This window comes from Mediterraneibacter agrestimuris, assembly GCF_943193195.1.
In the GTDB taxonomy this organism is placed as follows: domain Bacteria; phylum Bacillota; class Clostridia; order Lachnospirales; family Lachnospiraceae; genus Schaedlerella; species Schaedlerella agrestimuris.
The window spans coordinates 1-16,438 of record NZ_CALPDG010000060.1 but is presented as its reverse complement, the minus strand read 5'-3'; the positions used below and the strand labels follow the sequence as shown (position 1 = coordinate 16,438).

Genomic DNA, 16,438 nt, shown 5'->3' with positions numbered 1-16,438 from the left:
GATATTTTTATTATACCAAAGAAACGGCTCGAAGTATAGAAAAGCCCGGCATTTGCCGGGACTTTGTCTACAGTCTGACAGAAATACAAATTTAATATTTGTATTTCTGTAAAATCCAAACACATTCCACCAATAAGGAATTGTATCATCTCTTTTCTTTGTTCTTCTCTAAGAAAATTAAATAACCTTTTTCCAATCTGCATTCCTGATTCTTCAATACTAAATGTTATATTCTTTTCTATATTGTCTTCACTTCTTATATCATTACCTGTCTTTCTCTTTTATGCATATTCTGCATCTGGGTTCTATATATATTTCAGACAGCATAGTTAAATTATTCATTTTATCAATATACACTCTATTCAGTACAGTTCCAATGCAGCTATGAGTGCAAGTATCGTAAGTGACTGTCCATATGCCATAGGAGCGATCATGATATTCTTATAGTGCTCTGCGTCGTATCCCATCCCTGTACCTCCGGATACGTTAAGCACAGTTCCATCTTTATCAATATTATTCAGGATTCCCCTGACTGCTTTCTGTGCACATTCCAGATAGGAGTCGTCCAGGATCCCCATGCGGATTCCTTTCATAATGCCGGCTGCTATTGCAGCAGATCCTGACACTTCCTCATAACTGGACGGATCTGTCAGCACGGTATGCCACAGTCCGCCCGGTCCCTGCAATTCTTTGAGTTTCTTCACCTGTGCTTTGTATGTATCGAGGATCAGCGTCTTTACACCCGAGTTAAGTGTTCCTCTGAACGCTTCTACATAATCCAAAATTCCCAGCGTAAACCAGCTGTTCCCCCGGCACCAGAATATTCCGCCAAAGTTGTCCATACGGTTAAATGACCACCCGTGATGGAAGAGTCCCGTGTGCGTATCATATAGATACTTGATGTGCATTAATACCTGATGGAGCGACTCGTCGATCCAATCCTGACGGTTGTATTTCTGTCCCATTTTATTTAAGAACAGAACCGTCATAAACAGCGTGTCTATCCACATTTCGTTCTCGTTGAGACGTACGCCCTGCCGGTCTCCGTTGGCGCTAGTTACATGCTGGAAGCCGCCTTCTTTCGTGCGCGGTATGCAGTTCATAAGCCAGTCCGCCCAGTCAAGGCAGAGGGTTTCAAATTCTTTATCATTATATTCCTCATTTAATTCGACAAGTGTAAGGAGCGGCGTTGTCGTATTAATATTACGTGAGGGAAGCCCTTCCGTAATATTTCTCCGGAACCAATCATACAGGAAATCTCTGTACGTATCGCTTTTACGATATTTCATGACTTTAAAAAGACCATAAAGTCCGACTCCCTGCGGCCAATCCCATTCTGTAATACCAAAGTCCCGTTGAAAAAAGCCAACCGCTTCTCCGCCTTCTTTCAATTTATCTTCATTTTCTGGATTATCGAGGTTTATAAGCTTTTGAATCACCAGATCCAACTTCTGTGCGATCAGCTCTTTTTTTACTTTTTTCATTTTAATCTTATCTCCTACGCTTCATTTCATACAGCGGAACAACCCTCGGATAATTTTCAGATATCCCGCCGTTTATCTGACATCAGGACAGCAGCAAAAAATGCAAGAGCCATTCCCTGTCCCCAGCCCCATGTCCATTTTTTCGATATCGTGCGATACCCTTCACGGTCTTTCATTATGGCAGTCCCTCCGGAAACATCCATCACTTTTCCATCTGGAGCAACATGTGCAAGTATGCCGCTTATTGATTTCTCAACATATTTATTATAAAGCGGATTTTCATTCAATATCATTGCCGCTGCAATCCCGGCTGATGCTGATAATTCCTCATATGATTCTTGATCATCCAAAATCGTTCTCCACAAACCATTGTCTGTCTGAAATATTTTCAAAGCGCAAAGTTGTTCCGTAAGGCTTCCCACAATTTCCTGATATTGGGGATAGAGATAACATTCCGGCAAGATATGTTTCACAATACTCATTGTATATGCCGCCCAACAGTTTGCTCTTCCCCAGTAAACCCCTGACATATGATCTTTTCTTATATTATCATACCCGTGATACCACAAACCGGTTTTTTCATCCTGAAGATATTGAATATGCCAGTAGTATTGGTTCAGGGCATCTTCTATTACAACGTTGTCTTTTGCCATTACCCCATAACGAAGCATGAAAAATGCAGCCATAAACAGCGTGTCTGCCCAACACTGTTCTGGGAAATCGTTATTTGATGAAACGGTATGCTGCAGAACATGATTGCTAAAACGAGGTGCCTCATTCCTGAGATAATCAATCTTAGAATGAATGATTTCCAAATACTTCTCATCCCCTGTTTCCTGCCAGATCGACAGCAGGCTGTGCCCCATTGCGCATGTATTGACTGTCCATGCAGGAAGTCCTACATTGATCAACTCATCTATTCGATCTTTCAGAAAATCAATATATAACTTTTTCCCTGTTGCCGTATAAGCCTCCGCTATCCCGTAATACGCCACACCGCATGGCCAATCCCACATCAGATCCATGCGCTGTGTCCGTTCTACAATCCGATCAATCGTCTGTTCAATTTCTTCTCGGTTATAATTAATCTTTCTCATTATCCAGTCTCCTTATCTGCATACAGATTTCTGCTTAAAATCGTTATACTTCACACATACTATGATTATAGCAGGGTGCCCACCTGTTGTCAGCCGTTTTAAGAGTCTGAATAATATATCATATCCTTTTTCTTTTGCTTCGCATATTTATTGATTACAACATCATTATTTTTTTCTCAATCTCCTCATTGTATAGGCTGTCCCTCCACAAACAACTGCCATACACATTAACGCAAGCACACCATACACTGACATATTATCGCCTGTTTTTGCCGCTTTGAACGTATCGTTTTCTTCATCATCTCTACTCTCGTCATTTTTTCTATTTCACCTCCTATTGACACTCCAGTTTTTACTGATGATGTTCCGTCAACATCTAAACATATTGCGTCATAAATCATATTGGCATAAGCGCCAAGATCTCCAGTTGAACCGTTTAAGGAGAGACTGATTTGATTTTGCCCATTTTTAAGCAGTTTCGCATCAAAAGTAACTTTTAGCAGTTCCGGCTGATCTATAATCATGCATCGCGGATAAGCTCCGCCGCCTGATACCTCGATTCCATCCTTTCCCGTAACGTCTGTACCATTGACCGAAACGCACAATCTGACATCTCTTGCTCCGTTTTTCGCAATCAACAGAGTTGCCGTCCCGTCTTCATATCCGGCAGAATCAAAAAAAATATTATAAAAATTCTTCTCGTTTCCTTTCCATTCTGAACTTTCCTCCGTTAGCGGTTCTCCTGTCTTGCCAAAATCATACTTTGCCAGACCGGTTCCCCCATCATAATACCATCCACCATCATAATGAGAAATATCACCAGCCATTGGGGACGCTGTCTGAACAAAAAACCAGTCTTCGCTTTCTTTACTTTCACCGATATAGAAATTAACCCCTTCCGGAAACAACTGGTCATACACCAAATGTATTCCCCAGTGCCGATAGGAATCTGCATATGCGAATTCTTCACCGGTCCGATCCGGTATTCCGATCGTCCATAACGTGTCGCCATTTACTTCATTATCCCATTGTATACTTCCTACGTTTACTTTTCCTCCTGCATCTACTGTTACGATATCATCATATTCATATTCTCCCATAATCCCATCAAGCGATATATTCAGCCGGTAACTGCCCGGACGTATTTTACTTATTTCAAAAGTTCCGTCCTCTCTGACCGGAGCATAATATTCATAGTACGTATTGTCTTTCATCCAACTTTCACTTCGAATATCTGACAGTACAGCCCATCCGTAAGTGTCTGAGGGCGAAATATCTGTGTCAGTATAAACAACTTCTCCATTCCGGGCAGAAATCTTTCCACATACGCTCCCACGTTCCGCTGAATAAGCCTCATCTTCCACCCATTCATAAGGGCTCCTGCCTATCTCTTCCTGTGCTTTTTTCTGCGCGTCCTGTCTCAACGCTTCTGGTCCGTCACAGCCGTAATTGGAATAGCACAGAACCGGCCCATACATTTTTTGCCAATCATCATTTAATATTCCAAGTCCGGTTCCTCCGTGAGAAGTTGACAGATGCCAGTTTAGTATCCTTGAACCGTTATATACATCATGAACATCGATATCCTGTTTGGAATATCCGCCGCCTGCCCAGTCTCTCTGTGGAGTGATCAGGGAAAGGCCGAACACGTCGCCATAAGACCCCTGTGTTATTGATTCAAACTGATATGAACTGTTCTGATATTTTGTATATGTAGAGCCGTCATTTAAAAGATCTGTCGCATCCATCAGCCTTTTGCAGTACTCATCCGCCTCAGGATATCTCGACAGTGGTTCATTTGCCACCGCACTGTACTGATACATTCTGGAATCCATGCGCAAAGAATATCTGGACTGTTCGATTCCAACCTCCCCCTGTGCTCCTACGGCTCTTCTGTGGTATGCATACATATAAAATCCTTCTGCATCATCCGTTAAAACAAAATGCAGTTCAACTGCCACAGATGAATATTCTATATCATCCATCGTAAGAACTACTTCGCAGTAATTTTCTTCCTGCTTTACAATTTCCGAATCCGTTGCATGGAATCCACACTGTTTTCTTTCACCGTCTACAGTATAATTGAGAAGATAATAACCTGTAAATGGTCCCAGAATATTATATCCGCCATCTTCATAATCTCCATTATCCTTCATATAGCGGATTATTTCATCTACTGTTCCTTCTGCTTCGCCAACTGAGAGTTTCACATATTCATTCCGCATAATATAAGCCTCTGTTTCCGGATCATATGTTACACTCACTTTGCTGTCTGCCGGCACTGTTTCCTCAACCGGTCTTATCACATATGGCTCATCTTTTCCCGTCACCGCTACGTTATCTAATGAGACAGATGCTCCTGCCGCAGTTGTTACTGCAAAAGCCGCTGCTCTTCCCGGCTCCGCATCATAATAATTCATTTCTTCTGAACCGGCAATCGTATTCCCGTCAATATCCCTGATCGTTACATAATATGTACCTGTGAAATTATCTACATAAAAAGACAGTTTAAACCAGCCGTTTTCCGCTACATTACTCATTATGATCTTCTTATCTCTACCCGAATAAGCATAGAACGTACCGCCATTATCGCTTTGGGTAATTCCTGCGCGAACTGCTACTTTTCCGCTGTTAAGAGACGAGTCTCTCATAAAGAATTCAATGTCTCCGGTGTTGGCATAATTGACATCTGCTGATACAGTGTATTCATCCGGCAATGTGATACTGGTCAACTTCATTCCCACGTAAGAACTTCCGTTTTCTTCCTGAGTCCTTGATAATTCATAATAATATCCGTTTTCTTCTGTTCCGCTTTCTCCATAAGAACGCACAGCCGCTGTTCCGGGCATATTTCCTGCCATCTCCCATCCTTCAGGAACAAAATCAGTCCTGCCCATCTCATTGCTGTAACTTTCAAATGTTTCAGCATAGAAAGTATCTTGTCCCTCAGTCTCATCTTCATCCGGCAGCGGTGTTTCATCTCCTGCATCTGAAGTCGACACTTTTACGGCAAATATATCTATACTACTGTCCGCCCCCAGTTTCAACGCCAGACTTCCGGCAGTCTTTGCGTCCTGATTATAAAATGGAATATCCTCTGTAATATATAATATTTCCCCTTCTCTATCCGTTATTTCAACCCGATAGATTTTCGCATCACAGTCGATTTTGTAGGACAGACAAAACCGGTCGTTCTCCGTCAGATTACATGACTCTGTATCTGCCCCCACGACAGAAAACGCTCCGTCCGAAAAAGTGCTCCTTACAGCAAGATTCCCGCCATTCAGCCGGTTTTCATATGCCAGCACTTCAATATCCCCACCGCCATATTTCATTTCAAAGGATACTGTATACTCATCCGGCAACGCATAATAATCCGCATATACAATGCCGACATATGAACTATCTTTTTCTTCCTCACCTCTCGCAATACCGTAATAACATTCATCGCTTTCATCATTTATATAAATTTCTGAAGTGCCCGGCATACTTCCGGCATATTTCCAATCCCTTGGCAATATGCCGGGCTGTCCCGCCTGTTCTTTGTAATCGTCAGGATCAAAATTTTCCTCATAAATGATATGTTCTTTATCCTTACTCTCTGCTGAAAGCCGAGATCCTGCAGACTCCTCCGCTCCAACCGCAGAAACGGAGCACACGCAGGTAAACGCTGTCAAAAGCGTCATTGCTAGCGCTCCCACGCCTCTTCCTAATTTATGTTTTCTTGTTTTCATCCCTCATCTCCTATAAAAGCGCTGTTACTCTTTTACCGCTCCAACCATTGTGCCCTGTACAAAATATTTTTGTACAAACGGGTACGCAATAATAATCGGTATTGTTGCAAATATTACGCAGGCCGCTTTCAACACTTCCGGATTTGTCAATACGCCTGTCACACCGCCCTCTGCCTGAAAAGATTCCTGAGCTGAAACTACAAGATAGTACAATTTTAACTGCAGCGGGCGCAAATCTACACGCTGTTTAATATAATACAATGCATCTGAATAGGTGTTCCAACGTCCAACTGCATAGAACAACGTAATCGTCGCTATGATCGGTTTCGTCAGCGGAAGCACAATACGGGCAAGAATTGTAAAATGCCCTGCTCCGTCCATTACAGCAGCCTCAATCAGGCTGTTGGGAATTGTAGAGCTGAAATTATTCTTCATTATAAGGAAGTTATATGGCGAAAAACACAGCGGCAGGATCAGGCACCACCATGTATCAAGCATATGGAGGTTATTCATAAGCAGGTAATCCGGGATTGTCCCTGCTGTAAAATACATACTTACCATGATCAGGAAAGTCATAACTCTTCTTCCTTTAAGTTCTTTTCGTGTCAGTGCATAAGATGCGCAGACCGTCAGGAACATCCCGATCGCGGTAAAAGCAACCGTCACAACTACCGATACATACAGAGAACGCATGATCGATGAATCTGCAAATACTTTTTTATATGCATCAAGACTGAACCCCTTTGGGAACAACACTACTTTATTAGCAATTACATATGCCTCATCGCTGATAGACTTGGATAATACATGCAGAAACGGGAACAGGCAGATTGCCGCCACCAAAGCAAGGATTATGTAAAAACATGCAGTAATAACATAATCTTTTTTTGTTCTTCCAACTATTTTCTTTGTTCCTTTAACACTTCTCTTTACTGCCGTCATAGTTTTCCTCCCTAAATCAAACCTTCTTCACCCATACGTTTTGCCACGAAGTCCGCTGCCAGCACAAGGATCAGGCCGATCACCGACTGAAACAGTCCCAAAGCAGTTGCTTCACTGAATTTTCCTCCTTCAATACCCCAACGGTATACAAGTACAGGGATCGTCGTTGTAAATTCGGTTGCTTTGGCATTCATTAATGCAAAAATCCTTTCAAATGATCCCTGCATTACCCGTCCGAGATTCATGATCAGAAGAGTGACGATTGCACTTCGGATCCCGGGAAGAGTTACATGCCAGCACTGTTTCCATCTGCCTGCTCCATCCACTCTTGCCGCTTCGTACAATTCCGGATTCACACCTGTAATCGCTGCCAGATAAATAATTGTTCCCCAGCCCATAGACTGCCATACGCCGATCAATACATAAGTAATTACCCACCAGACATCGTCCTGAAGGAACGGAATGGGGCTTCCTCCGGCATTTTCTATCAGGATATTCACTACACCTGTACTCATGGAAAAAAGCTGATACCCAAGTCCTCCAATGATGACCCATGATAAGAAATGCGGCAGATACAGAAGCGTCTGGGTCACTTTCTTAAACCACTTACACCGAATTTCATTTAACACGAGCGCCAATATGATCGGCATTGGGAAACTGAATATCAGATCAAGTATGTTTAAAAGCAGGGTATTCCTGACAGACGGGAGAAAATCCCTGTGCGTAAAAATCTTTTTAAAGATCTCCAGCCCGACCCATTCACTACCCGTAATCCCCCGGGCAACCTTATAATCCTGAAAAGCAATCGCAAGTCCCGGATATGCGCAATACTTAAAAACAATAATAAAAAGCATCGGAAGCACCATCATTAAATACAGCATCCATGTTCTCTTAAAATAAAGCCTGTTTTTCATTTTAATATTCATAAGCCTGATCCTCTCTTTATGTTTTTAAAAGGGGATGGTGCGGCTCTGCATCATCCCTCTTTTATATAGACTATTCAGCAATGATATAGCTGCCCTCCTCCATTGCTTCCTGTTTTTCATCCAGAATATCCTGATATCCTCCTTCCAGATATTCCTGACAATATTCTTCATATTTAGCGTCAAATTCTGACGGATCGCAAGTTGCAAGATCCACATAGAATTCCTGCCACATCGCATTCAGATCACTGGAATATTCACTGATTGACTCGATCACTTTTGTAAATACCGGAGTAACGATTCCATACTCTGCATCTTCCTGATAATAATTGTAAGCCTGCTCGATCAGGTACTCATATCCTGCCGGTGCCAGTAAACGTAAGTTTGCTTTGTAATCTTTCTCCGCATCTCCGTATGTTACATCTTCTACAACAAGACACCAATAATCTTTATTATTATTTTGAGAGAGCTTTGATTCCCCTTCGAATCCGGCAATCGGAACTGCAATTCCATCTTCATCCAACGTGTAGTTGTCACCTTCCACCCCATTCTGCATTTTAAAGAGATTTTCCGGCTGGTTCAGCCACTCCAGATACATCCACACCGCTGCCCTTTCTTCTGCCGGCGTTGTCGTGCTGATTCCCATCACCATACCGTAAGGCGGATATGCATAATAATATCCTTTTCCTTCCGGACTTAGTGCTCCTGGATCTAGGGTTGAAACTTCAGCATCCGGATTGTTCGCCAGAAGAGAATCAAATACATCCGTTGTATTTCCGATTCGGAATTTATATGTACCGCAGCGTCCGGATACAAAATCTGCTTTCCAGTCCGTATCCTGCGCGTTCAAATAAAATTCCTGATCTACAATTCCTTCATTATATTCTTCGTTCAGATTTTTCAAATATTTTTCGGATGGCTCCCAGGTAAGAGGAGCTACTGTCAGGTCAAGATATTTTCCATATTCTTCCTCTGAAATACTGTCATCAAAATATGGATATTCATATGTAAAACTCTGTGTGATCAAAGAGTTCCCCAGTGTACCCAAGCCTGCTTCTTTCCATGCACGTCCTACTTCTTCAAGTTCTGCCTCATTTGTTGGCATATCCATTCCCACTTCATCCAGCCAGTCCTGACGGATCAGTGTGATTTCACTATAATAAACAGGATTCCTTTCTGCGAAGAAGAACATATTCTCTCCATCCAACGAACCGTATTGCGCTACTGTATCCTTCATATTTGCATAATAAGTAGGCGCATAATACTCAATTTCCTCCAGATCAAGTGGCTGCATTGCATCTTCATTATAGTAATTAACCGCCTGCGGCATGTCATAGCTCATGATTATATCAGGCGCTGTCTGCGCTGCGATCATTTGCATATAATCCTGCACCTCCGTCGTACGTCCGATTGCCACATACTCTACATTGATGTTGTATTTATCACCAAATTCTGTCTGCACCCAATTTGTATAATAATTATCCGTAGGATCCCAACCTTCATATGCCCTGTCATATACCGGAATCTGAATCGTAACTTCTTCTGGGAACCCTTCCGAATAGTCTTTAAAACCGGTTCCATCTTCTGTACGGTTAGATGTCTCTTCATTCCCTTGTCCTTTGCTCCCACATCCGGCTAATATGCCAACCGTCATTGCCGCTGCCAGAACAACCGCCGCACTCCTCGCTGCTTTTTTTCTCATCTCAGCCACCCTTTCTTACCTTTCATCTCTCCATTTTGTGCATCAAACAATCAACAAGCGCTTGTTTTTTGTTTATTTTGTATAATCAGTATATATTCATCCACCTTTCTCATGTAAGATAATAATGCGACATTTCGGGGGATAATCTGTCATATTTTTTCTATAATTTTACGACATGATAGTTATTGACCATGGACATCTTTTTTGTTAAACTCAGAATAAAATAACAGAAGATTGGAGAAATGACATGGGCGTAGAAACTTTTTCTATTGAGGTAACTTTTCGCTTTAATCACGCACTGTTCCGGGTTGAAAGCATCAGTCGCGGAATTTTAGAAGAAAGCATGCCGGAGCACAGCCACGGACATGGGAATTATGAAATTCATTATATTTCTTCCGGCAAAGGGAGCGCCGTTATTGACAATTCGTTTTATTCCGTTTTGCCTAATACTCTCTATGTCACCGGCCCACATGTCATACATTCACAGACCCCTGACAAAGAGGATCCCCTGACCGAATATTGTATATACTTGTCTCTAGATACGAAAAATATACCGGATTCTAAAAAGAGTCCTCTGGCACATTTCTTTCTGAATCAGGTTTTCTGGTACGGACAGGATAATCAAAACATACTGCCTGTACTCAATCAAATTTTCCATGAATTAACAGCTCAAGAATTGGGATACCTCGATCAAGTCAGAGCTTTATTATGCCAGTTTATTATCGCTCTTCTGCGCAATTACAAACAAAACGTCAATTTTCCCACTCTATCCGCACAAACCACTCTGTCGGAAAGACGTTCTCTTCTTATAGAACAATACTTTATTTACGAATATGCCACACTTTCGCTTGAAAGCCTTGCCAACCGCATCGGTCTTTCTCCACGTCAGACCCAACGTTTCCTAAGGGAACATTACGGGAAAACTTTCAGCCAGAAAAAACGTGAAAGTAAAATGGCAGCTGCACTCCAGCTTCTTTCCTCATCACAGGAAAGCATCACTTCCATTTCAGAAAAGCTCGGATTTTCATCTGTAGAATATTTTTCATCCTCCTTTAGGAAATATTATAAACTGTCCCCGCAGGAGTATCGCAGACGCCAGACATAACTGTTAGAGAGCATTCTGTCCCTTTCCTGTAAAAAAACGACATGTTTTTATATAGTTTGTCATGATTTTCTCTGAAAAATCCGACATAGTATATTTATACTGTAGATAATATGATTCTTGTGTGAACCGGAATATTGCTCCCGGTTATCCAGCCCACACAAGAACAGAGGAGGAAAAAATGTGGAAACCAATTATACTCACACGTGACAGTATCTATATGCAGTATCCGTCTTCATGGTGGAGAGAAACATGGAGAGAAGCTTTGGTCAGTGGAAACGGGCATACCGGAGTCAGTTTTTACGGCGGGACAAAAGAACAGACGCTCATGGTCACAGATGGCGGTCTATGGTATGACGGAGAAGCGAACAAGCTTCCGGATGTTCACCATGCGCTCGAACGAATGCGCAGCAAAATGGATCAGGGAATGTTTAAAGAGGCCAGCTGGGAGCTTGTTAATGAATTAAAACGACAAGGTTATCATTCAAAACTGGAATCCCCTCTTCCTGTCGGCGATCTGAAAATACAAATTGTTCCCCATGGGACATTTCACGATTATCTGAGGGTACTCCAGATGGATACCGGTGAAGTCTCCTGCCAGTGGCGGGATCAGGATGTCCGCTATCGGTGCGATGGTTTTGTCTCCAGAGCTGATGATATGATCCTATATCGGATCCAGGCCTCCACCCCTGTAATCTGCGCAAATTTCATGGCAGATATCCATACAGTTCCCGGGCTTGAAATTCCGGAATGTTATCAGAAAATCGCGGTTCAAAAACATACCGAGGTAACGGACGACTGGATTTTATATGAATCTTCTAATCTTGATGGCCGTTATTTTGGAATGGCAATACATATCGTCTCTAATGGGACTCAAAAATCTCAGTTTGGACGGATTTTTGTAGAAAGTGCTGATGAAATTACTGTTATGATACATCCATTTATTAATGAAACGTCTAAAAAAGGTTTGCCAAAAGCGAAAGATTGGATTTTGTCACACAGCAAAAGCTATGACGACTTGCTGGCAGCTCATATTCCGTTACATACAAAACTATACCACAGTGCCGAACTGGAACTGGACGGATATAATGAAAAAAGCAATGAATCTTTGCTCCATCAGGCGTTTACTTCTGAACAGTCGCCCGAACTAATGGAAAAGATGTGGAAATTCGGCAGATATCTTTTCATCAGCGGCACATCGGAAAATGATGCTCCATTTGCGCTCTACGGAATCTGGAGCGGAAATTACCAGCCTATCTGGGCGCACAATATGGCAAATGAAAATACTCAAATGATCTACTGGCACAGTTTCGTCGGGAATCTTGCAGATTTCCACCGTTCATTATTCCGGTACTATAATTCCAAAATAGCAACATTCCGTGAAAACGCACAAAAGCTGTTTGGCTGTCGTGGAATCTATATGACCGCCGGAACAACGCCGGGAGTATCCGAACCCACTCAGGTTGTTCCTGTTATTATTAATTGGGTCGGAGCCGCCGGGTGGATAGCGCAACATTACAGCACATATGTATGTTACCGCCCGGAAGACGAAAATTATATAAAATCCGAGATATTGCCATATCTTGAAGAAGTGGCTGCTTTTTACGAAGATTTTATTCAATACAAACAGGACGGCAGCATTAAAGTCTATCCCAGTGTTTCTCCGGAAAATACACCACAGAACTTTATGCCGCCCCTTTCGGAAATGATTGCACACCCAATGCCGACGACAATCAATTCCACAATTGACCTTGCGATCATAAAAGAATTTTTCACGAATCTGATCCATATCAGCGAAAAATACGACTGTTTCCATGAACGCAGGGCAGGATGGGAAAAAATTCTCCGGTCAATCCCGCCTTACAAAACCAATGAACTCGGGGCTATCAGGGAATGGCAGGATGAACAGTTTGAAGACCGTTATGACCATCGTCATCTGTCACATATTTATCCGGTGTTTCCGGGCAACGAGGTAAACACTGTTGATCAGCCTCAGGAAATTAAAAAATACAAAAAAGCTGTCGCGCTTCGAAAAATAGATGCCCAGACCGGATGGTCCATGGTTCATATGGCTATAATATATGCTCGTTTTGACGAGGGGGAAACTGCAGCGCAGTGTCTGGATAACATGGCAAAATCATGCCTGCTCCCCAACTTTTTTACGCTTCACAATGACTGGAGAGGCATGAGTATCACACTCGACATCGACTCTGCCCCGGTTCAATTGGATGCCGCGCTCGGATACGTAGACGCGATACAGGAAATGATACTCTATGCTTCCAAGGATTTGCTAAAAATCCTCCCGGCACTTCCCAAAAGAATGAACGCCGGTAAAGTTCAGCATTTCTGTTATCCTGACGGGGAAATATCCATTGATTGGAACCGGTCAGAATACAGACTTGACATCGAAATGCAGGCTGCCCGCGCCCATACGATCCGTATTGTTCTTCCGGCATATGCAGATTCCTTTATCTGGGGAAACAGTAACGTCCGGGAAGTTACTTCTGGTATCTATGAAATTTCATTCAAACAAAAAGGCGATATCATGAAAGGTCAAAATCAAAAATAAACTGTTTTTTCAAGGTGCTGACGGCATCAATGGCGACAGCACCTTTATTCTGATTTTAAAACTGCTGCCCGCTGCTTAATCCAGATGAAATACTTCCTGCAGATCCACGGACACCGGGCTGTTATCCGGATTTGTCTCCATGATATCCGCCATGAAATCCCACCATTTACGGTTAATCGTCGTCTCCTCACTCTCATCCCATTTTCCGACATCTTCAATTTCGATATATCCGTAAAGGATCAGCGTCTCCCTGTCAAGGAAGATAGTATAGTTTCTACCGCCGTACTCGTGGATCATGTCCTGCATCTCCGGCCACAGTTCATTATGGCGTTTTTCATATTCTGCTTCCATTCCCGGATACAGTTTCATTTTAAATCCTTTTCTGATCATAATAGTTTTCTCTCCAATCTCTGATATTCATTAAACCGGGTTTTACATCACTGTGTTCTCCCACAGTTCTCTCATATATTTCAGATCCTGCTGCGCTGTCTCCATCTGCAATTCCTCTCTCACAATCACGATATCCGGCTTATTTTTCTTCAGCCATCTGATGATCCTTTCATAGCGGATCACACCTTCACCCAGACATACCGGGATATATTCCCCGTTTTCTACGAGGACGAAATCTTTCATATGAACCGCTTCTATCTTATCTCCAAGCTCAGACAGCCATTCATCCCAGTATGCGTCCTGGTCAATCTCCGGATGTTCCAGCACATTGGCCGGATCAAATATCATCCTGAGGCGGGAACTGTTCATCTTATCGAAGACCTTCGCTGTTGTCTCCAGGTCTTTGAGCGGGTGCCAGTATACCGGCTCAACAGCCATGTCGACTTCCAGCCGTTCTGCCTCTTCCACCAGACGCGCGATACTGTCCATCATATACGGATGCCAGATCTTCTTTTCCTCATCTGTCAGATGCGGATATGCGGTCTCGGATCCGACGATGGACGCGCCGAGCATTTTATTGAACGCGAGGCATTTCTTAAATGTGTCTACAGCGTTTTTTCTCACATCGTCATCCGGATTTCCAAGATCCATGTAACAGCCGAGAATGTGGATCTTTATCCCTTCTCTTTCGAAATCAGACCGGATCCTTTCTATGATCTCAGGCGTTACATCATCATAGGAACTGATCTCCGTAAATCCTTTCGGCAGCACCAGCTGCGCGGCGTCAATCCCTTCCCCTTTTAAAAGTCCCGCCAGACGGTCTATCGGTTGTTTCCCATAATCATGGGTTCTTGCTGCGATCAGCATATTGTTCCTCCTACTGTACAGGGGCGTGCAGTAAATGCGCGCCCCTGGTGTGAAACTATGTATTTAGATCCTGTTGTCCACCGGACATATTACGGCTGTTTGCCGATGTAGGCAAGGATGCCGCCATCTACATACAGGATATGTCCGTTTACAAAATCTGAAGCGTCGGAAGCAAGAAATACTGCCGGTCCCTGAAGGTCTTCCGGGTTGCCCCATCTTGCAGCCGGTGTCTTGGACACGATGAACTGGTCGAACAGATGTCTGCTTCCGTCAGCCTGACGCTCACGCAGCGGAGCTGTCTGCGGTGTAGCGATGTATCCGGGTCCGATGCCGTTGCACTGGATATTGTACTCGCCGTACTCGGAGCAGATGTTTCTTGTAAGCATCTTCAGTCCGCCTTTGGCTGCCGCGTATGCGGATACAGTCTCACGTCCGAGCTCGCTCATCATGGAGCAGATGTTGATGATCTTGCCGTGTCCTTTTTCGATCATTCCCGGGATAACCGCTTTGGAAACGATGAACGGTGCGTTCAGGTCTACATCGATGACTTTGCGGAATTCATTTGCCTCCATCTCAAGCATCGGTTTTCTCATGATAATGCCGGCATTATTTACAAGGATATCGATCACGCCGACTTCCTCTCTGATCTTAGCAACCAGTGCTTTTACCTGCTCTTCATCTGTTACATCGCATACATAGCCGTGAGCGGCAATGCCTTTCTCTTTGTAGGACGCGATTCCCATATCAACCTTTTCCTGATTGATATCGTTGAAACAGATCGTTGCGCCCGCCTCAGCGAATGCAGATGCGATGCCGAATCCGATACCATAAGATGCGCCTGTTACAAGTGCGATTTTACCTTTCAGTGAAAAGTTTACCATTTTTCATTCTCTCCTTCATTTTTTCTTTTTATTAAAAGACCGAAGCCTTTATTCCCGTTTATTCCAGATTATCTCAGATCCTTATTGTCTATATTGTCCATATCGCCATAGTGATTCCCCTTTCTAAAAAAGGCACAAAAAAAGCCCGACAGTAAAACTTAAAATTTACCATCGGGCAACATACCGGAACCCATCCAGCAACGCAATTCCGGTTCATTTTTCGGTTAACAATCAAATGCCTGCTTTTCTCAGCAAACAGTCTATTTTGCCCCCAAGGGGCATGTTTCAAAATTAAATAAAACCCGTAAACGTTAAATTTACGGGCTTCGTGAACTCCCCCTGTTGGACTTGAACCAACGACACTTCGGTTAACAGCCGAATGCTCTACCGACTGAGCTAAGGAGGAATATTTAATTAGAAGGTATGTACCTTCAAAACTGCATACAAAGAATCACATCACTTTTGTTACCCTTACGGGTAACGTCACTGCCAAGCGGTTCAAATATGACCACTAACCACTGACATCTCCTATCACCTGTTTGGTTATGCCCTCGACCTATTAGTAACAGTCAGCTCCATGCATTACTGCACTTCCACCTCTGCCCTATCTACCTCGTCGTCTTCAAGGGGTCTTACTAACTTGACGTTATGGGATATCTCATCTTGAGGGGGGCTTCACGCTTAGATGCCTTCAGCGTTTATCCCGTCCCGGCTTGGCTACTCTGCCATGCACTTGGTAATGCAACA

General features: G+C 43.2%; 12 protein-coding genes, 1 tRNA gene and 1 rRNA gene. 2 read left to right on the top strand and 12 right to left on the bottom strand.

The annotated features are described in order from the left end of the window. The 7 genes from NFS18_RS17510 to NFS18_RS17480 form a co-directional block, all read right to left on the bottom strand. The coding region (locus NFS18_RS17510; protein ID WP_251392589.1) for a hypothetical protein at nucleotides 1-203 on the bottom strand (203 nt) is incomplete at its 3' end. A 159-nt stretch (nucleotides 204-362) separates the two neighbouring features. Then, nucleotides 363-1,484: a glycoside hydrolase family 88/105 protein gene (locus NFS18_RS17505; protein WP_251392588.1), complete on the bottom strand. Its 1,122-nt coding sequence runs from the start codon at nucleotides 1,482-1,484 to the stop codon at nucleotides 363-365. Between the two features lie 56 nt (nucleotides 1,485-1,540). Further along, on the bottom strand, nucleotides 1,541-2,581 hold the full coding sequence (locus NFS18_RS17500; RefSeq protein ID WP_251392587.1) for a glycoside hydrolase family 88/105 protein: 1,041 nt from the start codon (nucleotides 2,579-2,581) through the stop codon (nucleotides 1,541-1,543). Nucleotides 2,582-2,808: 227 nt separating this feature from the next. Then, nucleotides 2,809-6,315 carry a polysaccharide lyase family protein gene (locus NFS18_RS17495; RefSeq protein WP_251392585.1) on the bottom strand — a complete coding sequence of 1,169 codons (3,507 nt, stop codon included), beginning with the start codon at nucleotides 6,313-6,315 and terminating at the stop codon, nucleotides 2,809-2,811. 24 nt (nucleotides 6,316-6,339) lie between these two features. After that, nucleotides 6,340-7,257, bottom strand: a complete 918-nt coding sequence (locus NFS18_RS17490; RefSeq protein ID WP_251392583.1) for a carbohydrate ABC transporter permease — start codon at nucleotides 7,255-7,257, stop codon at nucleotides 6,340-6,342. Nucleotides 7,258-7,268: 11 nt separating this feature from the next. Next, nucleotides 7,269-8,183 carry an ABC transporter permease gene (locus tag NFS18_RS17485; protein ID WP_251392581.1) on the bottom strand — a complete coding sequence of 305 codons (915 nt, stop codon included), beginning with the start codon at nucleotides 8,181-8,183 and terminating at the stop codon, nucleotides 7,269-7,271. A 70-nt stretch (nucleotides 8,184-8,253) separates the two neighbouring features. After that, the gene (locus tag NFS18_RS17480; protein ID WP_251392579.1) at nucleotides 8,254-9,882 is read right to left on the bottom strand and encodes an extracellular solute-binding protein; all 1,629 of its coding nucleotides are present in this window, start codon (nucleotides 9,880-9,882) and stop codon (nucleotides 8,254-8,256) included. A gap of 247 nt (nucleotides 9,883-10,129) precedes the next feature. Between NFS18_RS17480 and NFS18_RS17475 the strand changes: the two genes are divergently transcribed. Together NFS18_RS17475 and NFS18_RS17470 are read left to right on the top strand one after the other, a co-directional pair. Further along, the gene (locus NFS18_RS17475) at nucleotides 10,130-10,987 is read left to right on the top strand and encodes an AraC family transcriptional regulator (protein WP_251392577.1); all 858 of its coding nucleotides are present in this window, start codon (nucleotides 10,130-10,132) and stop codon (nucleotides 10,985-10,987) included. 178 nt (nucleotides 10,988-11,165) lie between these two features. Continuing rightward, nucleotides 11,166-13,553, top strand: a complete 2,388-nt coding sequence (locus tag NFS18_RS17470; RefSeq protein WP_129176143.1) for a glycosyl hydrolase family 95 catalytic domain-containing protein — start codon at nucleotides 11,166-11,168, stop codon at nucleotides 13,551-13,553. 75 nt (nucleotides 13,554-13,628) lie between these two features. On the opposite strand, the gene rhaM is transcribed toward NFS18_RS17470, so the two are convergent. The 5 genes from rhaM to NFS18_RS17445 all read right to left on the bottom strand — a co-directional run. Beyond that, complete coding sequence (gene rhaM, locus NFS18_RS17465) at nucleotides 13,629-13,943, bottom strand: L-rhamnose mutarotase (RefSeq protein WP_129176142.1); 315 nt, start codon at nucleotides 13,941-13,943, stop codon at nucleotides 13,629-13,631. 42 nt (nucleotides 13,944-13,985) lie between these two features. Beyond that, entirely contained in the window at nucleotides 13,986-14,810 is an 825-nt protein-coding gene (locus NFS18_RS17460) for a sugar phosphate isomerase/epimerase family protein (RefSeq protein WP_251392576.1), read from the bottom strand. A gap of 89 nt (nucleotides 14,811-14,899) precedes the next feature. After that, nucleotides 14,900-15,691 (bottom strand): gluconate 5-dehydrogenase, encoded by a 792-nt coding sequence (locus tag NFS18_RS17455; RefSeq protein WP_251392575.1) that lies wholly within the window; start codon nucleotides 15,689-15,691, stop codon nucleotides 14,900-14,902. Between the two features lie 333 nt (nucleotides 15,692-16,024). Continuing rightward, a tRNA-Asn gene (locus NFS18_RS17450) sits at nucleotides 16,025-16,097 on the bottom strand. Nucleotides 16,098-16,230: 133 nt separating this feature from the next. Next, nucleotides 16,231-16,438, bottom strand: a 23S ribosomal RNA gene (locus NFS18_RS17445); the annotation flags it as partial.

Excerpts from the sequence above, each read along its gene's own strand:
- NFS18_RS17505 (WP_251392588.1), bottom strand. The coding sequence starts at position 1,484 with ATGAAAAAAGTAAAAAAAGAGCTGATCGCACAGAAGTTGGATCTGGTG.
- NFS18_RS17500 (WP_251392587.1), bottom strand. The coding sequence starts at position 2,581 with ATGAGAAAGATTAATTATAACCGAGAAGAAATTGAACAGACGATTGAT.
- NFS18_RS17495 (WP_251392585.1), bottom strand. The coding sequence starts at position 6,315 with ATGAAAACAAGAAAACATAAATTAGGAAGAGGCGTGGGAGCGCTAGCA.
- NFS18_RS17490 (WP_251392583.1), bottom strand. The coding sequence starts at position 7,257 with ATGACGGCAGTAAAGAGAAGTGTTAAAGGAACAAAGAAAATAGTTGGA.
- NFS18_RS17485 (WP_251392581.1), bottom strand. The coding sequence starts at position 8,183 with ATGAATATTAAAATGAAAAACAGGCTTTATTTTAAGAGAACATGGATG.
- NFS18_RS17480 (WP_251392579.1), bottom strand. The coding sequence starts at position 9,882 with ATGAGAAAAAAAGCAGCGAGGAGTGCGGCGGTTGTTCTGGCAGCGGCA.
- NFS18_RS17475 (WP_251392577.1), top strand. The coding sequence starts at position 10,130 with ATGGGCGTAGAAACTTTTTCTATTGAGGTAACTTTTCGCTTTAATCAC.
- NFS18_RS17470 (WP_129176143.1), top strand. The coding sequence starts at position 11,166 with ATGTGGAAACCAATTATACTCACACGTGACAGTATCTATATGCAGTAT.
- rhaM (WP_129176142.1), bottom strand. The coding sequence starts at position 13,943 with ATGATCAGAAAAGGATTTAAAATGAAACTGTATCCGGGAATGGAAGCA.
- NFS18_RS17460 (WP_251392576.1), bottom strand. The coding sequence starts at position 14,810 with ATGCTGATCGCAGCAAGAACCCATGATTATGGGAAACAACCGATAGAC.
- NFS18_RS17455 (WP_251392575.1), bottom strand. The coding sequence starts at position 15,691 with ATGGTAAACTTTTCACTGAAAGGTAAAATCGCACTTGTAACAGGCGCA.